8 protein-coding genes are annotated in these 13,284 nt (G+C 30.5%); 5 read left to right on the plus strand and 3 right to left on the minus strand.

Translation table 11 applies throughout. From position 1 onward, the window contains the following. Positions 1–474: 474 nt before the first annotated feature. The 4 genes from HW276_RS11240 (at position 475) to HW276_RS11255 (ending at position 4,260) form a co-directional block, all read left to right on the plus strand. Positions 475–1,107 carry a site-specific integrase gene (locus HW276_RS11240; protein ID WP_178938568.1) on the plus strand — a complete coding sequence of 211 codons (633 nt, stop codon included), beginning with the start codon at positions 475–477 and terminating at the stop codon, positions 1,105–1,107. A gap of 13 nt (positions 1,108–1,120) precedes the next feature. After that, positions 1,121–1,864, plus strand: a complete 744-nt coding sequence (locus HW276_RS11245) for a ParA family protein (RefSeq protein WP_178938569.1) — start codon at positions 1,121–1,123, stop codon at positions 1,862–1,864. Next, a complete protein-coding gene (locus HW276_RS11250) occupies positions 1,861–2,511 on the plus strand; it encodes a hypothetical protein (protein ID WP_178938570.1) in 651 nt (216 codons plus the stop codon). Before HW276_RS11245 ends, HW276_RS11250 begins: the two co-directional genes overlap by 4 nt. 327 nt (positions 2,512–2,838) lie before the next feature. Next, the gene (locus HW276_RS11255) at positions 2,839–4,260 is read left to right on the plus strand and encodes a repa (protein ID WP_178938571.1); all 1,422 of its coding nucleotides are present in this window, start codon (positions 2,839–2,841) and stop codon (positions 4,258–4,260) included. A gap of 197 nt (positions 4,261–4,457) precedes the next feature. Here the strand turns inward: HW276_RS11255 and HW276_RS11260 are convergent, their stop codons facing one another. Then, entirely contained in the window at positions 4,458–6,725 is a 2,268-nt protein-coding gene (locus HW276_RS11260) for a plasmid recombination protein (protein ID WP_178938572.1), read from the minus strand. A gap of 258 nt (positions 6,726–6,983) precedes the next feature. Here HW276_RS11260 and HW276_RS11265 point away from each other — a divergent pair, with 258 nt between their 5' ends. Continuing rightward, positions 6,984–7,325, plus strand: a complete 342-nt coding sequence (locus tag HW276_RS11265; RefSeq protein WP_178938573.1) for a hypothetical protein — start codon at positions 6,984–6,986, stop codon at positions 7,323–7,325. Between the two features lie 220 nt (positions 7,326–7,545). Here HW276_RS11265 and HW276_RS11270 read toward each other — a convergent pair whose 3' ends face one another. Further along, positions 7,546–8,085, minus strand: a complete 540-nt coding sequence (locus HW276_RS11270; protein ID WP_178938574.1) for an ankyrin repeat domain-containing protein — start codon at positions 8,083–8,085, stop codon at positions 7,546–7,548. A 15-nt stretch (positions 8,086–8,100) separates the two neighbouring features. Continuing rightward, a partial coding sequence (locus tag HW276_RS11275; RefSeq protein ID WP_178938575.1) for a GH-E family nuclease occupies positions 8,101–13,284 on the minus strand: 5,184 nt, incomplete at its 5' end.

Consider the following 13,284-nt stretch of genomic DNA (forward strand, 5'->3'; position numbering starts at 1 on the left):
GCTGAATATCTAAAATTTTAGTAGCATCATCAATAGGTGCTGAAAAATTAATAGTGGCTAGAGAAAAAATTAGTATTGTTATATATTTTTTTATGATTTTCACCACCTCTTTATTAAAATTTCAAAAAAAATATTATTTAAAAGTATACTCCTCTATTGGCAAATTGTCAAGATTTCTAATATTTTAGTTTATTTATTTGAAAAATCCTTTTTTGAATAAAAATTTTTTATAATTTATTTAAAAATTATTATTTTATAGAGAAATTTTATTAGAAAAAAAAGTTTTATTTTTTTCAGTAGAACAATAGTTCAAAAGAGTATGTGAAGCTATATAAAGGCTTGTATTCGACCACAGTTTCATACCTTTTTCTTTATTTCTCTAGCTTTCTCACTTGTTTTTTAAAAAAAATGTTGTATAATTATATCAGTAAAGAATGTTTTTAAAAAATTAATACATTGAAGAAGGGGAAAGTTATGAACGATATTATTATACCAGACCAAAATGATATTATTCTTCCGGATGAAGAAAAAGAAGAAAAAGTGAAATATCTGACAGAATCTGATGTAAAAAGAGTTATTGAAAATGCAAAGCCTTGCTATAAAGTGGTATTTTCATTGCTTTACGAACTAGGAGCTAGAATCAATGAAGTTCTAAACTTGAAATACAGCGATATTAAAAAAATTAATTATAAGGGGAGAAATTTAGTCATTGCAAGATTAAATAACTCCAAGCAGAAAATGAAAGATTATAAGGAAATTGTTATATCGCCACAGTTATATGCATTATTGCTGGAGCAGCAAGTTCAATTAGGACTGACGGGAAAAGATTACATTGCAAGAAATTCAAAAAAAGGAAGAGCGTCGGAAAATCATACAAACAGATATATGAAGCAGCTCTTTGAAGCACTTGGAATAGATAAGAAATATGCACATACTCATGTATTTAGGCATAGCCGTGCTGTGCATCTTCTGAATGCGGGGTTATCGCTTGTAGAGCTAAAAAAAGTTTTAGGACACAAGAATATCAATAATACACTTATATATACAAATCTAAGTTTTAGTGACATCAATAGCAAAATTATAAAGCTTAATAGTATTTTAGAATAAGAGGTGAAAGAGCATGAAAAAAATAGCGATCGTAAATAAAAAAGGTGGAGTTGGAAAAACTACTACAGTTTTTAATTTGAGCTGGTACTTTGCAAAAAAGGGATTAAAAGTTTTGGCAATTGATACAGATGCACAAATAAATTTAACATTAGGTTTTGGTGCGAACAATTACAAAGATTATCCAACCTTGGGAGATTATCTGCTTAAAAGAATTACAGATTTTAAACCAATCGAGATAGAGGAAAATTTACATCTAATTACGGGTACTGATAATACGGAAGATGATATGCTGCAATTAAAAAATAAAGATTCTGCATATTACAAAGCATTAGACAGATTTTTATCCAAATTGGAAGATAAATATGATGCTGTCTTAATTGACACAGCACCCGGCTTCAATGCGTATACAACTAGTGCTATATTTACATCCAGTGTCTATGTTGTTCTTGTGCCAGGAGGATTTGAGCTTCTTGGATTAAGGTCAACAATAGATTTTATAAGGAATCTGACCGATAGAGATTTAAAAGGAATTATTTTAATAAAGAAAGAGCATGATGATCTGTCAAAGGACACAGAAAAGTTTTTAGAAACAGAATATGGTGAATCTTTATTAAAAACAATTATACGAAAAAATGTTGATTTAAGCAAATGTGTGTTACAAAATAAATGTATTTTTGATTACAGGAAAAATTCACATGGTGCAAAAGATTATACAAAAATAGCTGAAGAAATTTTAGAGAGGGAAGGGCTGATATGAAGAAAAAAGAAAAACTAGGTCTTAACCAATTTTTGAGCAATGCGGAAACTGCTAAAGGAAGCATGCAGAAATTTTCTGATCAGACATCAATTTTTGATATAGACTATTCAGAATTTGAAATAACAAATGAAGAAAAAGAGGAATTAATTGATTGTGAGCACAATATATCACAACATTTACAAGATATAACTAAACACACAATTTATTATTATGATGCACTTTATAAAGCAAATAAAATATTCTCAAGTCATGATAAGACAAAGGGATATTGGAGAAAATGGTTAAGCAAGATAAATATTTTAAAAGATAAGGCAAATATGGTAGTCAGAAAATATGCATTGTATTTAGAAAGCAAAAACAAGGGGATAGAGAACCCACAAATATTGGAATTGCCTGAAGTAGCTGTAAAGAAATTAACTGGTAGTGAAAAAGATGTTTTTGCTGAATCAGAGATAATTGAAATTGTTTCAGCGAGCAACCCGACAAAAGCATTTAAGAATATTGAAATTAAGAAAAATAACGAGAGAATGTCAAGCAGAGAAGAAAGAAAAAATTATTTGAAAAAAGAACTAACAAGAATAGAAACCAAAATAAAAAAATTACAAGAAAAAAAGAAAAAAATAAAGGAGGAATATAAAAATTTATGATGTTGTCGGGTGACACCCGACAACATTACTAAATCCTTTATTTATGCTATTAAATTAACTTTTTTAAAAAATTTTTAAAATACATTTTGATACATTTCTAGTTTGAATTGTAAAATAAGTTCATTTTTTTTAGTTCCAAATTTTAGAGACACTTCAATTTTTTTCTTGAAAGAATATGGTAAATTTTGTATAATTGAAAAAAAAGGTATAAAAAACTCATTGATAATATAAAGCGTCAAGGGGAGGGGGGATTTAAAGGGGGTAGTCCCCCTTTACCCTGGGTTTTTTATTTTTTTAAGTATTTATTTATTCAGAGAGGATGTTCTTATGTTTAAAGATGATTTAGTTAGAATCAGTTCTTATGAATTAGGTTCAGTTGAAGATTGGATTCGTTTGTATAGTTATAAAAATAAGTTTTTGAAAGATAGAGGATTTAAGGAAGTTGATCCTTTTAATTTCTATAGGGATTTATTTCCTGAAGGTAGTTTACAGAAAAAGGGAGAGCACCTAGATGAAAATCATAGCATTAAGGGCAATATAATTGGCATTCAAATTAGTAAAGCAAAGAAAAGAAGTAAAAGTTTTGTTATCACTGATGATCTGGAAGGAATAAAATATGTTACAGATGTTTCTTTTGGTTTAATCGCTCCCGTTAATTATTTTGGAAAGAATAGGGTTTCTAAAAATGCCAGATTTCTTTTTGCTTTTGTTATTGATTTGGATTATGTTAGAGAAAAAAATATTAGAGATCTGCTGTTTCAAATTAAAAATAAGCTTTTGCCTAATCCTACATACATTGTAAACAGTGGCCGTGGACTTCATCTATATTATTTTCTTGATGAACCGTTGCCGTTATATCGGCATTATCAAAAAACTTTAACTCAATTTAAAGAACTTCTGATTGATAGAATCTGGAATGATTATACAAGCTCTAAAAAAGAAAAGGATATGACTGGAGTTCTGCAAGGATTTAGGGCTGTTGGATCTTGGAGCAAATTAGGAAAAGAATATCCAGTAAGAGCTTTTAAAGTAGGTAAAAGAACGAATTTGGAAGAATTAAAAGCGAGTATTCCGTTTTGTAAATTTGATGTCAGTTTAAAATTTCCACAAAAAGATAAGAAAAAATCTAAAAAATTAGAATATTACAAAAAAAATTTTCCAGACTGGTATGAGAGAAGAATTGTAAATAAAGAACCGGTAAGGGAAAGAAAATGGATAGTTAAAAGAGCCTTGTATGACTGGTGGAAAATGAAAATTATTGAAAAAATAAGTGCAGGTCATAGATATTTTGGGATTATGACTCTGGCAATTTATGCTAAGAAGTGTGGGATAAGCTATGAAGAGTTAGAAAAAGATGCTTTTGGATTTCTGGAAATTTTAGATAATAGAACTGAGGAGGAAGATAATCATTTTGAAATTGATGATATTGTAGCAGCTTTAAATTGTTATCATGATAATTATTTTACATTTCCTAGAGATACTATAGCAAAACTGACTAATGTTGACATTCCTAAAAATAAAAGAAATGGAAGAAAACAGAAAGCACATTTAGAATTATTAAAAGAGATAAAAAAAATAAGGAAAAAAATGGGAGAATATGTTAATGAGGGAGGTCGACCTAAAGGAAGTGGCACAAAAGAAAATCAGGTAAAAGAGTGGAGAAAAAATAATCCTAATGGAAAAAAGGCTCAGTGCATCAGGGACACCGGATTGTCAAAAATGACTGTGTATAAATGGTGGAATCAATAATAAATATGACGAATATGTCTCAGACGCTCAAATTTTAGTTTTAAGAGCCTTTTCCCTTCTACTTGACCTTTTATATCAAAAACTTAATTCTTGTTGAATATGAGCCTTTATATTGCTTCATATGACCTTCTGGAATATTGCTCCACTAAAAAAATAAAATTTTTTAAAATCTTTTGACAAATATATTATAAATTTTATTATCTGCTGAAGCCTCTATCCTGTTCTCTTCTTAATTTTTCAATTTTTTCTTCTTTTTCACAATTCTTGTAATCTTCTACTAAACCAAAAAATATTTCATCATTTTCAGGTATTTTTTCTTCAATCTGTTTGTTTACAGAAAAATTTTTTACTTTTGTTTTAAAAAAATCCACAAGTTCATAGAATCCCTGATTGAATAGATTGCTTAAATTTAAAATAAAATTTTTTATTTTATTAGATATTTTATTTTGTTTTACAGAATTTATCTTGTTTCTTTCTTCAATTTGAGCGGTTATGTCATTATAATTTTCTATTTGTGCCTGAAGTTCAAAAATGTTAAAAAAATAATTGCTTATTTCTTCATCCTGACTAAGAAATATTTTATTCTCCGTTCTTCCTACTTTTTGCTCCCTGATTGCTAGTTGCTTTTCTCTTTCAAGAGATTTTTCTGTAATAGTTTTCATTTGATCTATTTGTTTGTCAATTTCCTGCTCCTTTTTCTGCAATCTGTCATCTTTTCTGCTTAATTCTTGAGATAGCTTGTTTAATGCGTTTTCTCTTGGTTCAATGTTTATTTCTCTTTGGTGCAGTTTTTCTTCTTTTGTGTTTAGTCCGTTTTCTCTTTGAGTAATTTTCTCTTTTCTAGCATTTAAGTCAAGCGACTCTTTTTCAAGAGTTTTTTCTTTTTCAGAAATTTTTTCCTGAGATTTTTTCAAGCTGTCTTCTTTGATTTTAAATTCAGTTTCAATTTCGTTTCTGATATTTTTTTTAAAATTTGGCTCTAAATCCTTTAACTCCTGCTGTTTTGCTTTATAATTTAACTTGTAATCTTTTATAGAATCTATAGTTTCTTGATTCTGTTCCAGAAATTCTTTTGCATCTTGTCCATCAGCTATATACTTTTTAGCTTCCCTTACAACTTCTCCGTATTCAGTATCAATTTTTTTATCAAAATTTTGTCTTAGCTGAACTTTTTCTTTTTCCCATTCTTCTTTGCCTTTTTTTATAATTGGTTCAATAATTAAATTATTGTCTTTTATTTTTTCTTCTTGAGATTTTATAAACTTGTCATTTTTTTCAAGTTCTTTCTGCCTTTCATCTATATCTTCATCTATTTTTCCAATCTTTTGAAGCTTTTGAGAAATAACGTTATCAAACCCTTTTTCCAATTTTTTTGACTTGCTGTCGATAAAATGGTACACTTCTCCCTTTTCTTTTATGTTCTCAAGCTTTTTTTTAGTCATTGTAAGCTCATAGTCGCTTCTTGCCTTTTCTCCGCTTTGGCTGTATATAAAGTCGCTAATTATATTGTTTTTTGAACTGTTGTATTCTTTTGTTAAGTTATTTATATTTTCGTTATGTTTTAAAAAATATTCATCCAGATTTTTTAAATAGTTATCAAAATCTTGTTTTAGTACATATTCTTTTTTTGGTCCCCAAAAGGTTTTTTCTTGATGAATTTTAGGATATTCAAGTGAAACTTTTGCTTCAGGAATTTGTATGTCCTCAATTTTCAGTTCTTCGGTCATTTCATCAGCAGCTTTTTGTGCTTCAGCTTTAAAGACTTCAATATTTTTAATATATCTTCTTCCTTCGTGTTTTCTTCTCAAAATTTCAATATTTTTGTCCTTAAACAGTTCTTTCTGATATTCAAACCATTTATTTTGAAGTTCATAAAGCGAACTTTTCCCATCAAAATATTTTTTTGCCGAAAGCGTAGTTGCTGTATACTTATGCTCATTCTGAAATTTTTTTATAAACTCTTTATCACTTTTTTTATCGCTTAAATTTAATTTTGTAAGCTCTTTTAAAACTTCTCTTTGAGTCAGTTTTTTTTCCTTAGCTGCTAAAGGAATTGCACAGACATGCATATGCGGTTTTTTCTCATCGTAATGAATTACGGCAGAAATAAAATTCATTTTTGGGTATTCTTTTTCTAGCCAGCTTAAATTTTTTTTGAACACTTCTGTCATCTCTTCTTGACCCATATTTTCAAAAATTTTTTCATCAAGGTTGCAAAGAAAATTGACTAGAACAACGCTATCTTTTTTGGTTTTAATTTTATTTTTTTTAAAGTATTCTGATAATTCAAAATTACCATTTTTATATCCAAATTTGTCTAGAATTATTGTATTTAATTCAGTTTTTTCAGAGTTAATATTCTGATTTTTATACTGCCTATGTTTTCTGAAAATGTGGTCAATAATTGAAGTATAATTTGACATTTTTGACTTTTTTATATTAATAAGGTTATGTGCTTTTTCCATAAAAAAATTTCTCCTTTGATACTTGATTTATTTATATTTTTATTATATTATATTTAATATAGATTAGTCAAATTTAGAATTAATCTTTCTACAACTTACCTTATAAGTTGTAGCTCGTTACACCAAAAATGACATTACCGAAAAATCGGCAATATCATTTGTTGGTTCACTCGCTCTTGCAGAGAGCTAAAAAATATTATTCTTTACAAAATTAAATAAGAAATTTTATAAATAAATATAGAAAAAGGAGTAATAACTATGGAAGAAAAAAATAATCTAAAATCTAAGAAATTTAATCAGAAATCTTATCTTTATGGAATGTATAAAAATAAGTTTTATCCAATAATTAATTTTGAAAAATTGTTAAATTTTGAAGAAGAACTGACTTTAAAAAAACAATATTTTGAATTTGAAAAGCAATTTAAATTAGAAGAAAAAAATATAAAGAAATTCAGTTCAGGAAAAGAAAATCCTGTTACTAAAATTATGGAATCTGCAACTAGACTTTCCAGTATTCAGAAAGAAGTAAAAGACTATTTTTTAAGTAAAGAATTTAATGAAAAAGTTAAAGATTTAATTTCAAAATTTTTGGAAAAATAAATAAAAAAAGGGAGTGTCCATTTATAATTTTAGAAATTTATATAAAAAAATTTATGTTCCCAAAAGATTATATATTTCTCTGGACACTCTTATCAATATTGTTTCATTTTTTTTTACTTTTATAGAATCTGTTGGGTAAAAAATTGTTTTAAAAATTCAAATTATATGTAATATTAAAAAAATAACCGCTGTCTTTCACAACAACGATTATCTAAAAATTCTAACTGTCTTCTTTCAAATTATATTTCTCTACATAATCTTCCATCATTTTCACTGCTATTGGTCTATTAAACCTTCTCGCAAATTCAATTACTGTTAATCCCCATTTATCCTTTACTAAAAGAGGAAGTCCTGGTTGAGAAAATATTAGCTGATATAGTGGTAACATTTCCATTTCAGGAGTACCGATATTAAATAATTCCTTGAATGAAACCGTTTTTTCTTTCTTATGTATCACTGTTATATCTGCTCCCTTTTCTAATAATGTCTTACACAAAATTGTTGTTTTTACTATATCTTGCCATCCAAGAGAAAATAATGGAAAAAACATGCTCATTCCATCTTCTGTTATTATTTTAACATCAGCTCCTTTATTTATTAAAAAATTTGCTATTCTATATCTTTCTTTTGATTTTGTATTACATAATGCTGTGAAAAGTAAACTTCGTCCTGATGGACTTATTTCATTTTGATCTCCTTCTTTAAATATTTTTAAAAATTCTTCATATGTTCCCATATCTGCTGCTGAATAAATTGTCATAGCTTTGTCCTTTCTCTATTTTGTAGGTATTTTCATTTGTTGTTTTTGAATTATATTTTGTATATTATTTATATAATCTGGCTTATATTCTAATAATGGTACTGTTTTGTATTCTAATAGAGGTATTACTGGCGAATTAAATTGAGGTAATAACGGAGTTGTTATGTTTTCATATGCATGACTTCTATTAGTGTGTGGTGTTTCAAATCTATAATTTTGAGGATTATTATACCAGTCTCTAAAATCCTTTGGTGTTCTTTTTTCATTTAAATACTCCTTAAATATTTCTGAATATTTTGATTTTGGTAAATGTCCAAAATCTACAACTCCTTTTCGTGGTTGTCCAGGCAACCAATTAATCGCTTCTCCTGTTATTTCATCTCTAACTATAGCATCAGCTGGTTTAGTTATATTATTTCTTTTAAGATAATTAGTATATAAATCATATTCAAATTCTTTTCTATATGAAGGTCTTCCTTTAGGTTTTCCATCTTTGATATATGGTCGATTATCTATCGTTACTAATCCAGTTCCCTTAGGAATATTTGAAGAACCATCTTCGTTTATAACTCTTACTGCATTTAGGTAATCGCTTTCTTGTACTGCTGCAAATCCAGGATTATAAATAGTAATCGGATATTTTGGTGTTAATGTAGGTGGTTGTTCTAATGATGTATTAAAATAATTATTAGTGCTAAGGTTTGTAGTAGAAGACTCGATATTTTTCTTAAAGCCGCTTCCTCCGCTGCTTGAGCCATTTGAACCGTTATTATCTTGAACCTTGTAGTCATAGTTTTGGGTATTGCTGTTTCTATGGATATTTTCCCTATTTACAACTGGTGGCACTTTATTTGAAGCCTTTCCTCCGCCATAATTTTCAAGATAACTTTTATTTCCTGAAGTTCTTCCCGTTCCACCTTTTGCTATATCGTCAATTATGTATGCTGGCGGTATGTCTGATGTATGCTTTTCTATTGTTATGGTAGTGTTTCCATCTACTTTTTTGATGATTTCAACATTCTTGCCTTTTGAACCAGTTATCTCTATATTTGTTGTTATTTTTTCAACAGCATTTGGTTTGGAAGGAGCTTTGTATTCTATAGCAGGAGTTTTTAAATTTCTAGCCGCATTCCCTGCTGTCTGTGCAATTCTTTCAACATTTCTTGTATGGCCTGTAACTTCTGTTGTGCTGGAAGTTGTATTATGCGGTAGTCCCCTAGATACACTTTTTGAAGGTTTTGTCACATTTTCAGGAACTCGGAATACTCCATCAGCCCCCTCTTCAAGAACTATTGCTCCCTGTCTTGCGGCTCTGCTTTCTGTGGCTGTCATCTGTGTGACAAGATTCTTGGGTTTAAAAACATTAATAACTGCTCCACCACCCTTAGTTACAGCCTTTTTTATTCCAGAAGTAACATATGGCTCTACAAGAAAACCTGCCATTGTTCCTAAAACTTTAGCCCCTTCTTCTTTTTCTTCCTTCATGCTATAAGTTCCAGCAACTTTTAAATCTGTTCTGTGTTTATCAAAATCTGTTTTGTTGGGATTTATTCTGTTGGCTATTTTATAATCGCTATAATATTGAGGATACTTTTCCTTGATATAATTTGCTTCTTTTGGTGAAATATCTTTATATTTCTTAAATATAGGAATAAGTTCAGGGTGATTTTTATACTTGCTATATATATCCGTTTCATCATTTGTTCCCATATTTTGTGAAGTTAAAAGAAATAATCCACCTACAGAGGCAGTTGTACTTCCTGTAAAAAAAGTAAATCCTTTTTCTAATGCTCTATCTAATCCTTTTTCTAATGCTCCACCTAATCCTTTATTAACGACATTAAAAACAGCAGAATTTTCAATTAACTCAGTTCCCGATTTAAGAATTTCTTTGACAGGATGAGGCTCAACCATATCTAATTGTTCCTGAAGTTTCTTCCTCTTTTGAGGATCCTTTGTTTCTTTAATTTGCTGCCTTAAAGAACTTATTGCTTGCTTAGATTCATTATTTCTATTCTCTTTCGCTATTTTTTGTTGCCTTCGTTGTCGTGTTGTTCTTCGTTTTTCTTTATTTATTTTAGCTGCTGTTTGTCTAACATCAGTCTGTATTGTTCTTATTGTTTTTCCAGGCTGACTCATAACATTATTTGCGTTATTAATAGCCCTTCTCATCCGTGCATCCCCTGCTTGTTTATTACCAGTTACATAATGATAACCTGCTACAATTGTATTACCCACTGCTTTATTGCCCTGTACCACCATATTTGTAGCACCAGCTCCAAGATTCCTAAGAGTTCTAAAAAAGAGTTTAGTTCTTTCCCATTTATCAGCAGTAATCTCACTATTAATATCCATAACAGCCTCATTAAGCTCTCCTGTACTTATGCTTCCAGTCTTGCCTTCTCTAGCCCTTTTCATCATATCATCATAGGCTAATTCCCCTGCTACAGTTGATTTCAGTTGATCTTCATCATTTGCTTTTCCTTTTCCATCTTTCAAATCTTCAGAAATTTTCCATTCTCTTGCTACCGAAGCTCGTATTTCCGCATCATCTGTCAAATTTTCATTTACAAAAATCTTGTTAGTAGTCTTATCATAAAAGGCTTTTACTGATTTTCCATCTTTTTCTAACTCATCAAGTCTTGCCCTTACATTTTCTGGCAAATCAGGGTCATCAGGATTAAATTTCTCTATTCCATTTATTTTTAAAGTATCCAACACTTCCTGCGAGTTTAAATCTCCTGTTGCTATTGCAGTCATTTCAGGTGCTGTCTTAACCCTTATTACAGCTTCCTTGATTTCGTTTAGGCTTCTTCTTTCAGGGTCTCCGATGTCTTCTTTTCCACCATTTACAAGATTTTCTATTGTTTTTAAAACTGTTTCACCTGTCGCTTTTCCTTCAAGTATTGCTACTTCCAAATCTTCTTTAAATTTTGTAGGATTAGTAGCATACTCAATAGTCTGGCTCTCAACATTAACATTCGTAGAATGATGTTCATCTCTTGTGACTTCATTAGCTTTTGTAACATCCCTATTTATTGGACTTCCAGAAGCTTCGCCTATTTCTACATTGCCAACTACCGTATTTCTAGTTACTCCCTGTTTATCCCTATCATCTTGATTAAATCCAATGTTTGTAACTCTAGGAGATTTTCCTAATGAAGTTCCTAATGAAACTCCTGTTGTTGTCATTGTATCGTAGTTTTGAATATCGTGGCCAACATATTTATCAGCTTTAAATGTAGTACCATTTTCACTCTGTTTTCCAATAATAGCTCCAGTATTTTCAACTGTACCAACATGAAGATTACTTCCTTCACCAACAATAAAGCTGCTTTGATTGTCTACAAATGCTCTACTTCCATTTGTTCTGCTTCCATTTACATTTACGGAATTTGGCATTCCATTTGCACTTATTCCAATTCCTATTCCACTACTGCTTCCAGTAGTCGTACTTGTGTTCTGTCTACTTTCTACAACCAGCTTGCCAATATTACCTGTAACTTTTCCGCCTTCCTGGTTAAATCCTGAAAGTGTCATTGTACCAGTATTATTGTGAACTTCATTTACATTTTGAAAATTACCATTCTGATAAACAGTTTCAGTTGTATTCAAATTACTTCTACTTGCAGAAACGTTTCCGCCTATGCTACTTGGCTTAATTTGTCCATTTGAACCTATTCCTGCACTTACTCCTGCTCCAAATCCTGAATTTTTGGAACTATAGCTGTTATGAAGCTCTACTGCTTTCTTCTGAATATTTTTTACATTGTTGTAGATAAATGTTCCACCTTGTGCCTGAGTTCCTTGATAAGTTATGTTATTTACGTTATTGTACGTGATGCTTGAATTTTCATTTAAAGGCTTCATTGTTGTAACGACTGCACTTTCAGTATGTGAAGCTGTACTGGATTTTGACTTGTTAAATCCTGCACGTATGTTTCCGCTTACATAAAAGTCGTTATTTACCTTGAAATCATTATTTCTGATGTCATTCATTGTGGCTCTTGTGCCATCACGTCTTGTAATATTTTCCGAAAGCCCCTTAATTGTACCAGTTGCAGCATTTATCGCTTCCATAGCTCCGCCTGCCGTATCGCCATTCTTAATCTGACTTACAGCTTGGCCAACCTGTTTTGCCCTGTCCAATGCTGGGCTGTTTATTCCCGCTGATATTGTAAATCCGCTGCTCTTGCTTGAAGTATGCACATCCCTTGTGTCAATTCTTGAACCATATTTCACATCGCCATTATTAATCTGAATATTTCCGTATTCAAAGTTTGTGGCTGTAATTTCTGCACCCCTGTTCAAGACTGAGCCATTTCCAACTTGCAGGTTGGATTTTGCATTTACTGTACTCTTCTCATCGTATGTACTTTGCGATTTTCCATATCCTGCTGAAATTGTGCCGTGACTTATTCCGCCAGTAAATCCTTTGTTCCTGTTCTTTTCGTAGTAGCTGTTATGAAGTTCCCTTGAATCAGTTGTAACTTTTCCGCCTACAAAGGTGTTTTCTCCAAGAACAATATTACTTCCTATCCCTTCAACATTTCCTGTGATTACAGCATTCTTTCCAAGCATCAGGTTGCTTGCCGAGTTTTCTTCTGCATGAGAGTTTCTATAACTGCTTTTTGATGACATGAAACCTTTGCTTGTGCTTTTTGATTCATTTTCATAACTGTTTACTGCCGACTCTACTTTTATATTTCCTGTTACTGTAAGTCCTGTCGTATTTTTTGCGATAAATGATGAACCTTTTAAGTTCATGTCTCCAACTGTTCCTGAAGCTGAATTTGCTGATACTCCTGCTCCTAAATGTGTTGTTTCAGCATATCTACTGAAATTGCTTCCTCCTGAACCAAACTTGTCTTCTCCTGAAAGAGATAAGGCATTCAGGTTTACTTTGTTCACATCCAAAGCCAGGTGATCCGTGCTTAACATTCCGCCTGTTGACTCATAGCTGTTACCCTTAATAAAAGTTAAGCCATTTGAAGAAATTTGCCCAATTGAACCTATTTCTTCATGCCAGCTTCTATCAAATTCGCCATTATTGAATCCTAATTTTCTTTTGGTTGTATTGTTGATTACATTTCCGTTTTCAGAAATTAAAGCCACAACTTCATTTCCCTTTATCTTTCCGCCGATATTTTCAATATTTCCAACGGAATTTATGAATGTCCTATCTCCTGAAATTTCAGA

Origin of the sequence: Leptotrichia sp. oral taxon 417 (assembly GCF_013394865.1) — a bacterium.
GTDB classification, from domain to species: Bacteria; Fusobacteriota; Fusobacteriia; order Fusobacteriales; family Leptotrichiaceae; genus Leptotrichia; species Leptotrichia wadei_A.